General features: G+C 67.6%; 12 protein-coding genes. 7 read left to right on the top strand and 5 right to left on the bottom strand.

From position 1 onward, the window contains the following. Positions 1 to 38: 38 nt before the first annotated feature. Positions 39 to 866, top strand: a complete 828-nt coding sequence (locus ACLJPD_RS04430; protein ID WP_410870421.1) for a GNAT family N-acetyltransferase — start codon at positions 39 to 41, stop codon at positions 864 to 866. Here ACLJPD_RS04430 and ACLJPD_RS04425 read toward each other — a convergent pair. From ACLJPD_RS04425 to ACLJPD_RS04415, 3 genes are all read right to left on the bottom strand, one after another. Continuing rightward, entirely contained in the window at positions 863 to 2,611 is a 1,749-nt protein-coding gene (locus ACLJPD_RS04425; protein WP_410870419.1) for a serine/threonine-protein kinase, read from the bottom strand. The genes ACLJPD_RS04430 and ACLJPD_RS04425 overlap by 4 nt on opposite strands. Continuing rightward, a complete protein-coding gene (locus ACLJPD_RS04420; protein WP_410870418.1) occupies positions 2,611 to 4,413 on the bottom strand; it encodes a serine/threonine protein kinase in 1,803 nt (600 codons plus the stop codon). Before ACLJPD_RS04420 ends, ACLJPD_RS04425 begins: the two co-directional genes overlap by 1 nt. A 137-nt stretch (positions 4,414 to 4,550) precedes the next feature. Then, a complete protein-coding gene (locus tag ACLJPD_RS04415) occupies positions 4,551 to 5,768 on the bottom strand; it encodes a protein kinase domain-containing protein (protein WP_410870417.1) in 1,218 nt (405 codons plus the stop codon). Between the two features lie 120 nt (positions 5,769 to 5,888). Between ACLJPD_RS04415 and ACLJPD_RS04410 the strand changes: the two genes are divergently transcribed. From ACLJPD_RS04410 to ACLJPD_RS04385, 6 genes are all read left to right on the top strand, one after another. Beyond that, entirely contained in the window at positions 5,889 to 6,659 is a 771-nt protein-coding gene (locus tag ACLJPD_RS04410) for a deoxyribonuclease IV (protein WP_410870416.1), read from the top strand. A 101-nt stretch (positions 6,660 to 6,760) separates the two neighbouring features. Then, entirely contained in the window at positions 6,761 to 7,690 is a 930-nt protein-coding gene (locus ACLJPD_RS04405) for a TauD/TfdA dioxygenase family protein (protein ID WP_410870414.1), read from the top strand. Positions 7,691 to 7,756: 66 nt separating this feature from the next. Then, positions 7,757 to 8,968, top strand: a complete 1,212-nt coding sequence (locus ACLJPD_RS04400) for a CaiB/BaiF CoA transferase family protein (protein WP_410870413.1) — start codon at positions 7,757 to 7,759, stop codon at positions 8,966 to 8,968. Positions 8,969 to 9,131: 163 nt separating this feature from the next. Next, complete coding sequence (locus ACLJPD_RS04395) at positions 9,132 to 10,046, top strand: hydroxymethylglutaryl-CoA lyase (RefSeq protein ID WP_410870412.1); 915 nt, start codon at positions 9,132 to 9,134, stop codon at positions 10,044 to 10,046. Positions 10,047 to 10,107: 61 nt separating this feature from the next. Beyond that, positions 10,108 to 10,884, top strand: a complete 777-nt coding sequence (locus tag ACLJPD_RS04390; RefSeq protein WP_410870411.1) for an ABC transporter ATP-binding protein — start codon at positions 10,108 to 10,110, stop codon at positions 10,882 to 10,884. An 8-nt stretch (positions 10,885 to 10,892) separates the two neighbouring features. After that, on the top strand, positions 10,893 to 13,412 hold the full coding sequence (locus tag ACLJPD_RS04385) for an ABC transporter permease (RefSeq protein ID WP_410871922.1): 2,520 nt from the start codon (positions 10,893 to 10,895) through the stop codon (positions 13,410 to 13,412). Positions 13,413 to 13,482: 70 nt separating this feature from the next. On the opposite strand, the gene ACLJPD_RS04380 is transcribed toward ACLJPD_RS04385, so the two are convergent. Both ACLJPD_RS04380 and ACLJPD_RS04375 read right to left on the bottom strand, forming a co-directional pair. Continuing rightward, a complete protein-coding gene (locus ACLJPD_RS04380) occupies positions 13,483 to 15,729 on the bottom strand; it encodes an ADP-ribosylglycohydrolase family protein (RefSeq protein WP_410870410.1) in 2,247 nt (748 codons plus the stop codon). Positions 15,730 to 15,804: 75 nt separating this feature from the next. Beyond that, positions 15,805 to 16,965, bottom strand: coding sequence for a VWA domain-containing protein (locus tag ACLJPD_RS04375; protein ID WP_410870409.1), 1,161 nt, complete (start codon positions 16,963 to 16,965; stop codon positions 15,805 to 15,807). Positions 16,966 to 16,985 lie beyond the last annotated feature (20 nt).

Genomic DNA, 16,985 nt, shown 5'->3' with positions numbered 1-16,985 from the left:
GAATGCGACCCCGGGTGTGAAGACTTACCGTCGGTGGGGTGCGCATCGACATCACCACCGACGCTGCCCGGTTCCTGGACGAAGCGGAGCCGTTGCTTCGACGTGACCCGTTGCGCCACACGGTGATCGCGACCGTCCTGGTCAATCGGATCACCGGCAGGTCCGGCGCGATGTCGACGGAATTCCTGAGCGTCCGCGACAGCGCGGGTGCGGTCGTCGGCATCGCACAGTGCACGAACGGCGCCGTCTACCTCGGTGAGCTGCCCGCACACAGCATTTCGGCCGTCGCCGACGCCCTTCTCGCTCGTGGCACCGTGATGCGCAGCGTCGAAGGTGACAGTGCCGACGCTGCTGCCTTCGCGGCGCGCTGGTCGACGGTCTGCGGCGGTACCTACCGCGAGAAGTACTCGACCCGCCTGTTCGGCCTCGGCGAGCTGTCCGCGCCCGACGCCGTCGGCGCTGCCCGCCAGGCAGGTGTCGACGACGTCGCCCTCGTCATCGCGATGATCGAGCAGTTCGGTGTGGAGGCCGACGTGCCACAACGACTCGACGAGACGGCGGTGCGCAGGCGCATCGAGGACGGAACCACCTGGCTGTGGGAGCACGACGGTACGCCCGTCACGCTGGTGGCTCGGCAGACGGCGGTTCTGGGCTGGGCCAGGATCGGGCCGGTCTACACGCCACCGGCGTTCCGGGGCAACGGATTCGCGAGTGCGCTGACGGCCACGGTGGCGGGCAGGATTCGAGCGGAAGGTGCCGATGCCTGCCTGTTCACCGACCTGGCGAATCCGACATCGAACAAGATCTATCAGCGCATCGGCTTCGAGCCGGTGCGCGACTTCGTGCATTACGCACTGACCGGCTAGGTCAGCGGGGCGGTGCGCCACCAGGCCAGCATCTGCGCCTCGTCGGCGATGAAGCCGCGGCTGTACATGAGCATGGTGTCGCGGGCCGGGTGGCCGTCGAAGCGGGTGACCATGCGCGGCGATCTCGGCTGGCTGCCGTGCAGGACGAAGTTCGTGTAGGTGCGGCCGGTGTGGGTGGTGGGCCGCACGTCGTTGGCGGGCAGGGCCGCGATCGCCTGCGCGGCCGCGCCCGCGGAGGGGTAGAGGAAGAGCTCGTAAATCGCCTTGTTGCCGCCGCCGAAGCAATGCCACACGACCGACCAGTCGCCCATGTCGGCGTCATCGGGGTCTCGGCTCGCGGTCGCACGGTCGTAGGCGAAGCAGCCTGCGTTGTCCAACCCCGAGCCTGCGTGCACCAGGTTGCTCGCTGAGGTGTGCGGCACCATGCTGGGGAACTCGTCGCTGAGTTTCGCGGCGTTGGCGCCGATGATCTGCCGGTCGCTGGTCGGCGGAGTTGTCGTGGTCGGGCGCGCGGACGCGGAAGGCGTTTCGGCTACCGATGTTTCGAGACCGGGCCGGCCTGATGCGCCGGCGTCTCCGTCGCCGCCGAATGTCTTCATGACCACCCAGCCGAGGAACACGATGACGGCGATGATCGCCAGCCAGCCCATCGGCGATCCCTCCCAGCGCGAGTTTCGTTTCTTGCCGAGATAGTCCTCGCGGACCGACCGGCGCTCACCCGTCGCCCCGGCGTCGCGGGGGCGCTGAGCGAGGGCGTTCGGGGCGCTCGCATAGTGCGGGGACGGCCCGCTCGGCCACGAAGAGTCGTGCTGCGCGGGCCATGAACGACCGCCGACTCCGACAGGCCACGGCTGGCCGTGGTTCGACGCGGCGGTGTACGGCGCGTTCGGTGTAAAGGGTTGTAAGACAGCATGACCGGACAGCGCCTGCCCAGCGGCGGCGGCGAATTCAGCGCAGGTGGCGAAGCGCTGTTCGGGACGTTTGGCCATAGCTCGGGCGAGAACCGCGTCCAGTGCGGGAGTGATGTCCGACCGCAGGGTGCTCGCTCGGGGCGGGGGTTGCTGGAGGTGGCCCTGGATCACCGCGACGGGGTTGGTGGCGTCGAACGGCGTGGTCCCGGTGAGCAAGCGGAAGAGGGTGCAGGCCAGGGAGTACTGGTCGGCGCGACCGTCGAGGGCGATCCCGGAGAGTTGCTCCGGCGAGGCGAAAGCCAGCGTGGCCGTGAAGGTTCCGGTCTGCGTCAACTTGGCGGCATTGTCGTCGTGCAGGCGGGCGATACCGAAATCGGTGAGGTAGACGCGTTCGGTGCCGTCGACCGGTTCGATCAGGATGTTGGCCGGCTTCACGTCGCGGTGCAGCACGCCTCGACTGTGCGCGAAGTCCAGTGCCGCGGCGGTTTCGGCGACGATGCGGACCGCGCGCGCCGGGTCGACAGGGTGTTGCAGCGAGGATGCGTCGGCACCGTCGATGTAGCGCATCGAGATCCAGAGCTGGTCGTTCTCGACACCACGGTCGTACACGGTCACGATATTCGGGTGATCGAGTTGCGACACGAGATCGGCCTCGCGTTCGAACCTGGCCCTGATCTCGTTGTCGAAGAACAACTCTCGATTCAGCAGCTTCATCGCGGTACGCCGGGGCAGCCGCGGATGGCGCGCCAGATACACCGAGCCCATCCCGCCACGGCCCAGCAGTCGTTCGATCGTGTACCCGGCGAAAACGCTGCCGTCGTGCTGCGTCGACATCAGTTCAGCGGAGCCGAACGCCACCAGCGCAGCACCTCGTCGGCCGTGCCGTACCCGTCGGTGTACATCAGGAACTGGGCACGGTTGGGATCGCCGGTGAACTGGGTGATGATCTTGTTCCCGTTGTCGGTGTACTTGTAGTTGGTGTACTGCTTGCCGCCGTTGCTGTCGGTGGACTTGTAGTTGGTCGGCAGGCCGTCGAGCACCGACTTGGCGTCGGCAGCGGAGTTGAAGGCGTAGATCCGGTAGAACGGGTCGTCGCTGTCACCGCCGCCGAAGCAACTCCACAGATGGACCCAGGCGCCGAAATCTGGTTCGCCTGCCGCGGGCTCCGGGGGACTGCTGCTGTCGGTCTCCCAGCAGGTGGCGCCATTGTACCCGGTGGAATCGTCAGTCGTGGCAGGCACGATCTGGCCGAACTCGGCGCTGATGGCGTCGGCGCTCGGGGTGATGAGGTAGGCCGCCGCCGTGGTGGTCGTCGTGCGGTCGCCCCCGGTGTCATCGCCACTGGCGGCGACGCCGATGCCGATCAGCAGCGCGATCACCAGGACCACCGCGACGCCGATGCCGATGATCAGGCCGGTGTTGGACTTCGACGGCGGTCGCTGCGGGTACTGGCCGAAACCGCCGGCCTGCGGACGCGGCGCTGACTGGTACTGCGGGCGCGACTGCGGGGTATAGGGACTCTGCGAGGCACCGGTCAGCGGGCGTGGGGCGCCCGGACCCATCGGGCCTTGCGCGGTGCCCATCTGACCACCGGTCAGTGGACCCTGCGCGGTGCCCATCGGGCCACCGGTGATCGGACCCTGGGCGGTGCCAAGCTGGCCCCCGGTCATCGGCCCCTGTGTGGCAACGGGATACGGCAGACCGGTCTGCGGAATCGCCCCACCGGTGGTGGGTCGCCCGGCGAGCGGGTGTGCACCGCTGGTGCCGAGACGCGGGCCGACAATCGGCAGTGCGGGCGCGCTCGGGCTGTTCAATGCCTCGATCGCGGCCGCTGCGAAGTCCGAGCAGGAGTCGAACCGGTCATCGGGCCGCTTGGCCATCGCCTTGGCGAGCACGCCGTCCAGCGCATAGGACAGGCCGGGGCGCACACCGCTCAATGTCGGCGGTGGTTGCTGCAGGTGGCCTTGGATCACCGCGGCCGGATTGGTCGCCGCGAACGGTCCCGACCCGGTGAACAGCCAGAACAGCGTGCACGCAAGGGAATACTGGTCCGAACGGTGGTCCAGCGCGGCGCCGGTGAGCTGTTCGGGCGAGGCATAGGCCAGCGTCGCGGTGAAGGTGCCGGTCTGCGTGAGATTGCCGGTGTCGTCGCGCAATCGGGCGATGCCGAAGTCGGTGAGATAGACCCGTTCGCCACGACCCGCACCCGAGCGGGCGAGCAGGATATTGGCCGGCTTCACATCGCGGTGCAGCACGCCCATGCCGTGCGCGTAATCGAGCGCGTCGGCGGTTTCCTTCACGATCTGCAGCGCACGGGCGGGCGGCAGCGTCTGCGGATCCACCGAGGCGGCGTCGACACCGTCGATGAACTGCATGGAGATCCACAGCTGTTCGTCGTCGTGACCGCGGTCGTAGACGGTGACGATGTTCGGATGATCAAGGCGCGAGACAAGATCGGCCTCGCGCTCGAACCGCGCTCGCACCTCGTCGTCGAAGAACATCTCGCGGTTGAGCAGCTTGAGCGCCGTCATCCGCGGTAGCCGAGGATGTTTGGCTAGATAGACCGAACCCATGCCACCACGACCGAGCTGTCGTTCGATGACGTAGCCGGCGAAGACATCTCCGTTGGCCAGCATGTCTGCTCCACTTCTCGCCGTGCGCCGGGACCCACCAGCGCACGCGCGTACAGCATGAAAGCCGCGGCCGGGGTGGCCCGCCACGGGAAAAACAACGAAACCTTAGCAGTCGGCGATGACGCCGAGGGTTGTCACGATCACGGCGGACGCCGCTGCTGGGGCGGCACGATATAACCGGGATGGTTACGGCCACCGGGTAAGTCGATGGTGCCGGGACGCGCGGATCCGCGGCGTGGTGGCAGGGCCGGATTGCCCGTCGACGGCCGCGGCGCGTGTGTGTGCGGCTGCGCGGGTGTTGTCGGCGGGGTGTGTGGCTGCACGTGCGGATACGGCTGCGCCGGTGTTGTCGGCGGGGTGTGTGGCTGCGGGTGCGGCTGCGCGGGTGTCGGTGGGCGCGCGTTGCGGTAGGGCTGCGCCGGTGTCTGCGGGCGGGGATAACCCGGCGCCCGCGGGTAGGACTCGCGTGCGCGCAGAACGACGCCGGGCGGGCTGTACTGCTGCTGGTGATGCCACGGTCCGGGTACCGCGAACAGCGCGGCTCTGGCCGCCTTGGCGAACTCCGCGCAGCTGGCGAAGCGCGCGTCCACCCGCTTGGCGGTGGCCCTGGCCAGCACCGCGTCGAGGGTCGCGGGCAGGTCGGGGCGCAGGCTGCGCAGCGGCGGAAGTGGCTTGCTCAGGTGTCCCTGGATCACCGCGGCCGGGCTCGGGCCGGGGAACGGCACCGAGCCTGTGAGCATCCAGAACAGCGTGCAGGCCAGCGAATACTGATCGGCGCGATGATCCAGCGGCGCGCCTGCCAGGTGCTCGGGTGCGGCATAGGCCAGGGTGGCGGTGATCGTGTCGCCTGAGGACAAGGTGGTCTCGCTGTCGCGCATCGCCGCGATGCCGAAGTCGGTGAGCACCACGCGTTCCGGGCGCCCGATCGGCGGCTTGGCGAGCAGGATGTTGGCTGGTTTCACATCGCGGTGCAGCACACCGCCCGCGTGGGCGAAGTCGAGTGCGGTCGCGGTCTCGGCGACGATCTGGACCGCTCGGCCCGGTGTCAGCACGTTCACATCGGCGGTGGCCACATCGGTACCAGCCACGAACTGCATGGAGATCCACAGCTGGTCGTCATCGGTGCCGCGGTCGTAGACATTGACGATATTGGGGTGCTCGAGCTGGGCGACCAGATCGGCTTCGCGTTCGAAGCGGCGGCGGTTCTCCTCGTCGGCGGACAGTTCACCGCTGAGCAGTTTCAGCGCGGTCAACCGGGGCAGACGTGGGTGCCTGGCCAGGTAGACCACGCCCATCCCGCCCTGTCCGAGCACGCGCCGGATCGTGTACCCGGCGAACACGTCGCCTTTGCGCAACACGCGAAGTCACCCCCTCCAGGGCAGAGCACCCGTTTCGAATTCTACCGATGTATCTCCTGAAGCCACCGCTGTGCAACATCGCGGGCAAAGTTGTCGGTGCCTGATATTAGGGTGGGATCCATGCGCATTGGAGCACACGTTCGCGACGAGAGCGATCCGATCGGCTTCGGCGAAAAGCTCGGTGCCGAGGTCGTCCAGATGTTCGTGGTCGATCCGCAGAGCTGGGACAAACCCCAGCCGCATCCCAAGGCTGCCGAGATTCTCGCCAGTCCGATCGATGTCGTCGTGCACTCGTCGTATCAGATCAATGTGGCGAGTCTGAACAACCGGTTACGGATGCCCTCGCGCAACGCGGTGGCTCAGCAGGCGAAGGCGGCGGCCGAACTCGGTGCGTTCGGGCTGGTCGTGCACGGTGGGCACGTGCGCTCCGATGCCGAGCTCGATACCGGAATCGACAACTGGCGCAAGCTGTTCGAACGTCAGCAGGACAAGGGCGGGTTCGCCGTGCCGATCCTGATCGAGAACACCGCCGGTGGCAATCACGCGATGGCCAGGCATTTCGATTCGATCGCGCGGTTGTGGGACGCGGTCGGGGAATACGGTGCGGGCTTCTGCCTCGACACCTGTCACGCGTGGGCCGGTGGTGAGGAACTGGTCGGGGTGGTCGAGCGGATCAAGGCCATCACCGGCCGCATCGATCTCGTGCACCTGAACTCCTCGCGCGACGAATTCGATTCCGGCGCCGACCGGCACGCCAATTTCGCCGACGGCACCATCGACCCGCAACTGCTGGCCGAGGTCTGCCGCACGGCCGGGGCGCCGGTCATCTTGGAAACCCCGGTCGACGGGGTCGCCGAGGACCTGGCCTACCTGCGCGAGCACATCGGCTGAGGGGTTGGGATCACCCAGAGGTAAAACCTGTCTGTCGAACGGGATTCGCGGTCTGCTTGACGCGTACCAACCGATCGAGAACGACAGTGAAGGTGATCCCCATGACGGTCGACCACGCCATCCCCGCCACCGTGACGGTGACCAAGCTCGGCGCCCACATCGGCGCGCAGATCGATGGTGTCCGGCTGGGTGGTGACCTGGACGCGGCGACCGTGTCCACGATCCGTCGTGCGCTCAACGAGCACAAGGTGATCTTCTTCCGCGGTCAGCACCACCTCACCGAGGACGGGCAGTACGAATTCGCGGAGCTGCTCGGCACCCCGACCACCCCGCATCCGACGGTGAAGTCGGCCGGGGTGAAGAGTCTGGCCATCGACTCCGAGCGGGGCCGCGCCAACTCCTGGCACACCGACGTGACATTCGTCGACCGGGTGCCGAAGGCCTCGATCCTGCGGGCGGAGTACCTGCCGACCTATGGTGGCTCGACCACCTGGGCGTCCACGGTCGCGGCCTACAACTCGCTGCCCGCGCCGCTCAAGGCACTGGCCGAGAACCTGCGCGCGGTGCACACCAATCTCTACGACTACGCCGGTGCGGTCGACAAGGTGCGGCCGGCTCAGGTCGAGTACTCGGCGGAATTCCAGTCCGATGTCTACGAGACCGAACACCCTGTTGTGCGGGTGCACCCCGAGACCGGGGAGCGGTCGCTGCTGCTCGGGCATTTCGTGAAGCAGTTCGTCGGGATTCCGTCCAAGGAGTCCGAGCAGCTGTTCCGGCTGCTGCAGGACCGGGTCATCCGACTGGAGAACACCACCCGCTGGAACTGGTCCGACGGCGACGTCGCGATCTGGGACAACCGTGCCACTCAGCACTACGCCATCGACGATTACAACGACCAGCCGCGTCGGCTCACCAGGATCACCCTCGCTGGTGACATCCCGGTCGGTGTCGATGGGCAGACCAGCACGGTGTTGAAGGGCAATGCCGAGGACTACTCGATCATCGAAGAAGTGGAACTCCTCGCCAGCTGAGCTCGTCCGCCTCCCCGCGAACAGGCCCGTTGACGTCGCGGGGGAGCGGAACACCATACTGGGCCCATGAGTATTCGGCCACTGGACGGTGTTCGCGTCCTGGAACTCGGTAACTATGTTGCCGCTCCCACTGCCGGACGGATTCTCGGCGACTTCGGTGCCGAGGTGATCAAGGTGGAGCGCCCCGGTACGGGCGATGAACTGCGGAATTGGCGGTTGTACGGCGGTGATACCTCGATGTTGTATCGGACCGTCAATCGGAACAAGAAGTCGATCGTGCTGGATCTGCGGACCGACGCGGGACGGGCGGTCGTGCTGGATCTGGTGAAGCAGTGCGATGTGCTGCTGGAGAACTTCCGGCCGGGGATGCTCGAGAAGTGGGGGCTCGGCCCGGAGGCGCTCGAGCAAGCGAATCCGAAGCTGGTGATCACGCGGATCTCGGCGTACGGGCAGACCGGGCCGATGGCGGCGCGGCCGGGGTTCGCGGCGGTCGCGGAGGCGGTCGGTGGGCTGCGGGAGCTGGTGGGCGATCCCGATCGGCCGCCGGTGCGTACCGGGGTGTCGATCGGTGATTCGATCGCGGGCATCTACGCGGCGTTCGGCACCGTGATGGCCCTGTTCCAGCGGGAACGGGTGGCGGGGCCGGTGCCGCAGGTGGAGCGGATCATCGATGTCGCGCTCAACGAGTCGATCCTGTCGGTGATGGAATCGCTGATCCCCGATCATCTCGCCTACGGCATCAATCGCGAGCGCGTCGGTGGCCGGATGGAAGGCATCGCACCGTCGAACGCCTACCCGACCAGCGACGGTTACTCCATCATCATCGGTGGCAACGGTGACGCCATCTTCCAGCGCTACATGCAGGTCATCGGCCGCCCCGATCTCGCCGCCGACCCGGAACTAGCCGACAACAACGGTCGCTGGCGCAACCGCGAACGCCTCGACGCCTCGATCGCGCAATGGTCCATCGGGCACACCCGCGAGGAAGCGCTGAAACTGCTCGACGACGCCGCCATCCCGTGCGGCCCGATCTACACCGCCGCCGACATCGTGGCCGACGAGCAGTACCGCGCGCGCAATATGATCCAGATGTTCCCCGTCGACGTGGGCGAGGCCGAACCCAAACAGGTGGGTTTCGGTGGCATCGTCCCGGTGATCGGGGGCGCATCGCTGCCGATCCGCAATGTCGGCCCCGACCTCGGCGAGCACACCAGGGAAGTGCTCGGCGGGCTGCTCGGGATGAGTGAAGATCAGATCGACGCGCTGGAGGCACTGTGACGAGGCGAGTACACGGCAGGCGCCGCCCACCCGTGCGCAACAAGTGGGAGCCGCGCGGTCCGGGGCATGTGCGGCCGACGGTTCATCCGACCCCGGCCAGCGTGGGCGACAAACCGTGCGGTGGTGTGATGTGCGTGCCCGCGCAGGAACCGGAGCAGCGACGGTGACCGCACCGCTGTTGCGCGATGTGACGCTGCGCGACGGTTTGCAGCTCACCGGCAAGGTGCTGGCGGTCGAGCAGAAGATCGATGTGGTGCGCAGGCTGCTGGCCGCCGGTGTGCCGGCGCTGGAGATCGGTTCGATGGCGCGGCCCGATCTGGTTGCGCCGATGGCCAATTCGCTCGAGTTGATCGCGGCGCTCACCCCGGACGAACTGGCGAAATGCTGGGTGTGGGTGGCCACGCCACGCCACATCGAGAAGGCCGCCGCGGCGGGCGCCCGCAATTTCCAGTACTGCTTCTCAGTGTCCGACGCGCACAACAAGGCCAATATCGGCCGCGATACCGAGACGTCGGTGGCCGCGATGCCCGACGCGATCCGCCTCGCCCATGAGGCAGGTGGCGAGATCCAGCTGTGCCTGGCCACCGCCTTCACCTGCCCGTTCGACGGGCCCGTCGATCCGGAGCGCGTCCTCGCCATCGCGAACGACCCGCGCACCGACGGCGCCGTCGACATCGTCCTGGCCGACACCCTCGGCCAAGCCCACCCCGGACAGGTGAGCGCGCTGGTCACCGCCGTCCGCGACACCACCCCGCCGCGCCGCATCGTCTTCCACGGTCACGACACCTGGGGCATGGGCGTGGCCAACACCCTGGCGGCCGTCGGCGCGGGCGCCACCATGGTCGACGGCGCCCTCGGCGGTCTCGGTGGCTGTCCCTTCGCCCCCGGTGCCAGCGGCAACACCGCCTCCGAGGACATCCTCTTCGCCACCCGCCCCGACTGGTTCACCCCCGCCACCCTGGCTGACCTGGTCGTCCTCACCGAAGGACTGCTCACAGACCTCGGTGAGCCCAACCGTTCCCGTGCCGCGCAAGGCGCCCGCTCCGAAGCCGCGGCTTTCGAATGGGTCGTGCGCTAACCTGCGGTATCGGGGGGATCCCGGATGGCGCGGTTCACGCTGGACAGCCAGACTGGACAGCATGACTTCGCACGCCATGGGGACCGAGGCCGTCGATTCGGCGGCCGCCACCGATATCGCGGCCGCCGCGCTCGACCTGGTCAAGCTGTACGGATCGGGAGATACACAGGTCAAGGCTCTGGACGGAGTGACGGCTGACTTCGCGAAGGGCGAATTCACCGCGATCATGGGTCCATCGGGTTCGGGCAAGTCGACGCTGATGCACTGCCTGGCCGGGCTCGACAGCGCCAGCGCGGGCGAGGTACGCATCGGCGACACCGCCCTCACCGGCCTGTCCGACAAACAGATGACGGCGCTGCGTCGCGACCGGATCGGGTTCGTCTTCCAGGCGTTCAACCTGGTCCCGACGCTCACCGCGCTGGAGAACATCACCCTCCCGCTCGATATCGCGGGCCGCAAACCCGAACAGGAATGGCTCGACACCGTGGTCAAGCGGCTCGGCATCGGCGACCGCCTCGAACACCGGCCGTCCGAGCTGTCCGGTGGCCAGCAGCAGCGCGTGGCGTGTGCGCGTGCGCTGGTGGGCAAGCCGGAGATCATCTTCGGTGACGAGCCGACCGGCAACCTGGACTCGCATTCCTCGGGTGAGGTGCTGTCGATTCTGCGCGCCTCGGTCGACGAGTTCGGTCAGACCGTCGTGATCGTCACCCACGATCCGCGCGCGGCCGCGTATGCCGACCGCGTCGTGTTCCTCGCCGACGGTCGCATCGTCGACGAGCTGCGTGGCCCGACCCAGGATTCGATCCTCGACCGGATGAAGGCGCTGGAAACTCGATGAGTAATCCCATGCGCAAGGTCGCCTTGCGTAACCTTGCCGCGCACAAGGTGCGATTGGCTCTGACCCTGTTGTCGGTGGTGCTCGGTACTGCCTTCATCTCCGGGTCGTTCGTCTTCACCGACACCTTGCAGCGCACCTTCGACGGCATTTTCGAAGGCCAGGCCCAGGGTGTGGACGTGCGCGTCGGCCCCGCGGATCGCCAATCACTCGGTGTGCCGACGAATATCGTCGACGCGCTGGCCAAGTACGAGGGTGTCGCACGGGTCGCTCCCGCCGTGAACGGCCCGGTCGTGCTCCTCGACCCCGACGGCAAGAAGGCCGTGCAGACCGGTGGCGCACCGAGTTTCGGTGTGTCCTACCTGCCGCCGGAGAAGTCCGTCGAGGAGCCCGAGAAATTCGTGGCGGGCGCCGCACCCACCCAGCCGAACGAGATCGCGCTCAATACCAGTGGCGCCGAGAAGGCCGGGCTGAAGGTCGGCGACAAGACCAAGGTGCTGATTCCCTCCAAGGGTGATCCGTTCGAGGTGACCCTGTCCGGCATCTACGAGATGCCCGGTGCGGGCAGCAGTGGTGTGGTCGCGGTGATGTTCACCGAGCCGCAGGGCCGCAAGCTGTTCACCGACGGCTCGCACGTGGCCTACGCCGATATCGCCGCGGCGCCCGGTGTTTCGGCCGATGACCTGCGCGACAAGCTCGCCGCGGGTCTGCCCAACTACAAGGTGCAGAACTCCGACGAGGTCCGCGAGGACATGAAGAAGGAGATCTCCGAGGCGCTCACCTTCATCAACTACTTCCTGCTCGCCTTCGGCGCGATCGCCCTGATCGTCGGCACGTTCATCATCTACAACACCTTCTCGATGATCGTGGCCCAGCGGCTGCGCGAACTCGCGTTGCTGCGGGCGATCGGGGCCAGCCGTCAGCAGGTCGGGCGGTCGGTGGTCGGTGAGGCCATTGTGATCGGGTTGATCGGAAGTGCGCTCGGGCTGGCCGCCGGTATCGGGTTGGCGTACGGGTTGTCGGTGTTGCTCAACGCCTTCGATCTCGGACTGCCCACCGGGTCGCTGACGGTGCTGCCACGGACCGCGATCATCGCGTTGCTCGTCGGCTTGATCGTCACCGTGGCCAGTGCCTACGCGCCCGCTCGACGCGCTGCGAAGGTGCCGCCGGTGGAGGCGATGCGCTCCGAATTCGCCAGTATGGGTGACTCTTTGCGGCTGCGGACGATTGTCGGCGCGGTCATGGCCGTTGCCGGTGGTGTGCTCGTGTACGTGGGTGCGCAGGGGACCGGTAAGGGCTCGGCGGTGACCGTCGGTGTCGGTGCGCTCGGGTTGATTCTGGCGGTGCTGCTGGCGGCGCCCGCGTTGTCACGGCCGATGGTGGTGGTGCTCGGGGTGCTCACCCGGCCGTTCGGGCCGATCGGGCAGATGGCGCGCAACAACGCCACGCGCAACCCACGACGCACCGCCGCCACCGCCTTCGCGCTCACGCTCGGCCTGATGCTGGTCTCGGCGATCGGCATTCTCGGCGCGTCGGCGAAAACCAGTGTCGGCGTGCTCATCGACAAGGGTGTGAAGGCTGAATACGTGCTCGCAGGCCCGCAGATGATCGGTGCGCCGATCGGTGCGGTCGAGGCCGTGCGCACCGAGGTGCCCGAGGTCAGCGATGTCACCGGGATCCGGGTTGTCGCGTTCAAGGTCGGCGGCGATCAGATCGGCGCCACCTCACCGGACGGTCCGATCGATCCGGTGATGGACATCGAGATGAAGAGCGGCACGAACACGATTCCCGCCGGTGGCGCGCTCATCGATGAGACCGAGGCGGCCGATCGTGGATGGAAGCTCGGCGACAAGGTCGCGATCACCAGCCTCGACAACAAGCAACTCGAGCTCACTGTCGCGGGCGTCTACGCCGACTCACCGCTGCTCGGCCCCATGGTGATCGATCCCGGCATCTACGAGCAGTTGATGCCGCAGAGCCTGCGCACCAATGTGTTCGTGCTGGTCAAGGCCGCACCGGGCGCCGATCTCACGGCGATGCGGGCGAATCTGGAGAAGGCCACAGAGCCGTTCGTGGTGGTGCAGGTGCAGGACCACGAACAGTTCAAGGGTGCGCAGGGGCAGCAGATCAACACGCTGCTCGCCATCCTGTACGGGCTGCTCGCGCTGGCCGTGGTGATCGCGGTGCTCGGCATCATCAACACCCTGGCGCTGTCGGTGGTGGAGCGTCGGCGCGAGATCGGCATGCTGCGAGCGGTCGGTACTCAGCGCGCACAGGTGCGGCGCACGATCTACCTGGAGTCCATGTTGATCGCCATCTTCGGCGCCATCGTCGGTCTGGTGCTCGGCATCGCACTGGGTGTCGGATTCCTGCGCACGCTGCGCGATATGGGCATCGACCAGATCACCATCCCGTGGTCGCAGCTGGTGATCGTGCTGATCGCCTCCGGTGTGGTCGGGGTGCTGGCGGCGGTGTGGCCGGGGGTGCGGGCCGCACGGACGCCTCCGTTGGCGGCTATCGCGGATCTGTAGGCGGCACAGCCACTTCGGCCCCCGGTGGAACTCTGCGCCGGGGGCCGACCTGGTTTCGGGTGGTCGGCGATTACGCCGGGTAGCGGTTGAACCACTCGTCGGTCGGCTGGCCGTGGTTGTCGGCCGGTGGGGTGAGACCGAATTCGGTGGAGTAGTCGGCGGCGAGGCGTTCGAGGACGGGGCGCGCGTCGACTGTCTCGAACCAGCGGCGGGGTAGGGCGCCGCGGCCGTAGCGGGCGCCGAGGAGACTGCCCGCGATCGAGCCGGTGGCATCGCTGTCGCCGGAGTGGTTGACCGACAACAGGAGTCCGGTACGGACGATGTCGTGGGGTGTGCCGCCGAGTCCTTCGGCGGCGAGGGTGGCGAAGACGGCGATCGAGAGGGCCTCGGGGCCGATCCAGCCCTGGCCGAGGGTTTCGACGTCTTCCGCCGTGGGATAACGTCTTTCGCGCTCGATCCGGGCGGCCAACCGGTTGGCCGCGTTGAGGGCGGCCGAGGTTTCCTCGTGATCGGGGTAGCTCGTCAGTTCTGTTCGTGCGCGGGAGAGCGCGGTGGCGGTGTCGGCGCCGCGTGCGAGTTGGTAGATCAGGGCGGACAGGGTGCCCGCGGGGAGCCAACCACTGGGGTGGCCGTGCGTCAGTGCGGCTGCGTCGCAACCCAGTTCGAAGATCGCGTCTGTCGCGGTACCGGATCGGTCTGCGGCGTAACCGAATCCGCAAGGGGCCGCGCGCATTACCGCGCCGCTGCCCTTGGAGTGGTTGATGGGCGCGTCGCGGGTGCCGAGTGGGTTCATCGGTGCTTGCCGCGCGGCCGCCTGACGTAGTGCGGTGTAGACCGAATTCGCTCTGCCGCGTTGCTCGATCAGTTCGGGGTAGCGGCTGAGGGCGCTGTACAGCGCGAACGGCTGGTCGGGCATTTCCACGACCTGTCCGCGTAACCACACCAGCAGCCCCTGCTGGAGCAGCCCCATCGTCGCCCCGCCGATGCCCTTCGCTCTGGCCCGCACCGAGCCTCGGATCAGCGCTTCGACGGTGAACGCGGTCAGTTGGGTTTCCTCGGAGATCCGCAGCGGGTCGATATCGGTCACGCCGGCCGAGCCGTACTCGGCTCGAATCTGTTGTAGCGAGCGGGTTTCCAGCGGAGCGCCGAGCGCATCGCCGATCGCGCCGCCGAGTAGACAGCCGTGCACGGCGTCGAGCCAGAGCGGGGCGGCTGTCGCGGCGGCCGCCCTTGGCCTGCGCGCGGGATCGGGCCTCGAGGTGTGCGTCGGTGAAATGCTGTGTGCGGCCGATCCCTGGGTCGGCCGGGCTGCGGCGTCGAGGCCGCGACTGTGAACGGCGAGCGAGCTTTCCGGCTCGCTCGCAGTATGGCGGACAGCGGTCGGGTCGCGCCGCCCGGCGGCAGTCGGCGAGCCGGGTGGTGCGGCGCCGGATCCGGTACCCGGCCGCAGTGCCGAGGTGGCGCCAGAGGTCCGACGGTGGCGCAGAGCTTCGGTCAGGGCGGTGGCGAAGGCGGTGCAGGTGGGGAAACGGTGGGCGGGGTCTTTGGCCATGGCCTTGGACAGGACCGCGTCCACCGCGGTGGAGAGGGTGCCGCGGCGGGCGCTGGCCGCCGGCGGAGGGGTATTGAGGTGGGCGAGCATGACGGTGGCGGGGTTGGGGGCGTCGAAGGGGCCGGTGCCGGTGAGGAGGCGGAATACGGTGCAGGCCAAGGAGTACTGGTCGCCGCGGCCGTCTAGGGGCGCGCTGCTGAGTTGTTCGGGGGAGGCGTAGGCGATCGTGGCGGTGAACTGGCCGGTGCGGGTGAGGCCGCCGGTGTCGTCGAGGAGTTTCGCGATGCCGAAGTCGGTGAGCACGACTCGTTCGTCGAAGCCCGCACCGACACCCGCGGTGTGCGACAGCAGGATGTTGGCGGGCTTCACGTCGCGGTGTAGGACGCCCTGGCGGTGGGCGTAGTCGAGGGCGCTCGCGGTCTGGGTGACGATCTGGGCGATCCGTTCGGTCCCGAACTGCTGCACCGGAACCGCCGACGCATCCGTGCCGTCGACGAACTGCATCGCGATCCACAGTCGTTCCTCGTCGATGCCACGGTCGTAGACGGTGATGATGTTCGGGTGGTCGAGTTGGGCAACGAGATCGGCTTCGCGTTCGAACCTGGCCCGGATCTCGAAGTCGGCGAACAGGTCACGGTGCATCAACTTCAGCGCGGTCAGCCGTGGCAGCCTGCGGTCCCTGGCCGCGTACACCGCGCCCATCCCGCCGCGTCCCAGTTCGCGTTCGATGACGAAACCGGCGAACACCGCCCCGCGCCGCAACATCGCCTCACCCCGTTCACCGAACCCGATCGATCGCAGCCTAGTTGGCCCGGACGCGATGCGCTCCGAGTCCTCTCCTTACGTCGCCGGTGCGTGGGTGTCGGCCCAGCGGGTGATGTCGCCGCGGTCGAGGGCGGTGGCCAGCAGGTCCGGGAATTTGTCGGGGGTGCAGGCGAAGGCGGGGATGCCGAGGGCCGCCAGTGCCGCGGCGTTGTCGTGGTCGTAGGCGGGAGCGCCTTCGTCGGAGAGGGCCAAGAGTACGACCACCTGGACGCCCGCTTCCTTCATCGCGTTGCAGCGGCGCAGCATCTCGTTGCGGACGCCGCCTTCGTAAAGGTCGGATATGAGCACGAACAGGCTGTCGGTGGGGCGGGTGATCAGAGTTTGCGAATAGGCGATGGCGCGGTTGATGTCGGTGCCGCCGCCGAGTTGGGTGCCGAACAGGACGTCGACCGGGTCGCTGAGTTGATCGGTGAGGTCGACGATCTCGGTGTCGAAGACGACCAGTGAGGTCTTCAACGACCGCATCGAGGCGAGGACGGCGCCGAAGACCGAGGCGTAGACGACACTGGCCGCCATCGAACCGGATTGGTCGATCGCCAGGACCACATCGCGCTGGATCGACTGCGACTTGCGGCCGTAACCGACGAGGCGTTCGGGCACGATGGTGCGGTGTTCGGGCAGGTAGTTGGCGAGATTCTTGCGGATGGTCCGGTTGAAATCGATGTCACGCAGTTTCGGGCGATGGGTGCGGGCGGCACGGTTGATGGCGCCGGAGACCGCGGCCACGGTCTTGGCGGCGATGCGCTGCTCGATCTCGCGCACCACCTTCTCCACCACCATTCGCGCGGTGGCCTTGGTGGTTTCGGGCATCACCCGGTTGAGACCCAGCAGGGTGCCGACCAGGTGCACGTCGGGCTCGACCGATTCCAGGAGCTCGGGTTCCAGTAGCAGTTGGGTGAGGTTGAGTCGGTCGACGGCGTCGCGCTGCATCACCTCGACCACGGTCGCCGGAAAGTAGGTGCGGATGTCGCCGAGCCAGCGGGCAACTCGGGGTGCCGAACCACCGAGTCCGCCCGACCTTTTCGTCGATCCGACTTCACCGGTGTTGTAGAGAGCGGACAACGCCTGGTCCATTGCCTGATCGGTACCGGAGCCCAGCCCACCGAGTTGTTCTTCCGCGGCGCTGCCGAGCACGAGACGCCAGCGGCGCGACTGGGTTTCGTCGGGTCGGGTCATGACTGCTCCTGTTGATCGAG

The organism is Nocardia sp. A7, from assembly GCF_046549215.1.
GTDB lineage: Bacteria > Actinomycetota > Actinomycetes > Mycobacteriales > Mycobacteriaceae > Nocardia.
This window is presented reverse-complemented; position numbering and strand designations above follow the sequence as displayed.

Coding starts and splice junctions, on each gene's coding strand:
- ACLJPD_RS04425 (WP_410870419.1), bottom strand. CDS start 2,611: ATGTCGACGCAGCACGACGGCAGCGTTTTCGCCGGGTACACGATCGAA.
- ACLJPD_RS04420 (WP_410870418.1), bottom strand. CDS start 4,413: ATGCTGGCCAACGGAGATGTCTTCGCCGGCTACGTCATCGAACGACAG.
- ACLJPD_RS04410 (WP_410870416.1), top strand. CDS start 5,889: ATGCGCATTGGAGCACACGTTCGCGACGAGAGCGATCCGATCGGCTTC.
- ACLJPD_RS04405 (WP_410870414.1), top strand. CDS start 6,761: ATGACGGTCGACCACGCCATCCCCGCCACCGTGACGGTGACCAAGCTC.
- ACLJPD_RS04400 (WP_410870413.1), top strand. CDS start 7,757: ATGAGTATTCGGCCACTGGACGGTGTTCGCGTCCTGGAACTCGGTAAC.
- ACLJPD_RS04390 (WP_410870411.1), top strand. CDS start 10,108: ATGACTTCGCACGCCATGGGGACCGAGGCCGTCGATTCGGCGGCCGCC.
- ACLJPD_RS04385 (WP_410871922.1), top strand. CDS start 10,893: ATGCGCAAGGTCGCCTTGCGTAACCTTGCCGCGCACAAGGTGCGATTG.
- ACLJPD_RS04380 (WP_410870410.1), bottom strand. CDS start 15,729: ATGTTGCGGCGCGGGGCGGTGTTCGCCGGTTTCGTCATCGAACGCGAA.
- ACLJPD_RS04375 (WP_410870409.1), bottom strand. CDS start 16,965: ATGACCCGACCCGACGAAACCCAGTCGCGCCGCTGGCGTCTCGTGCTC.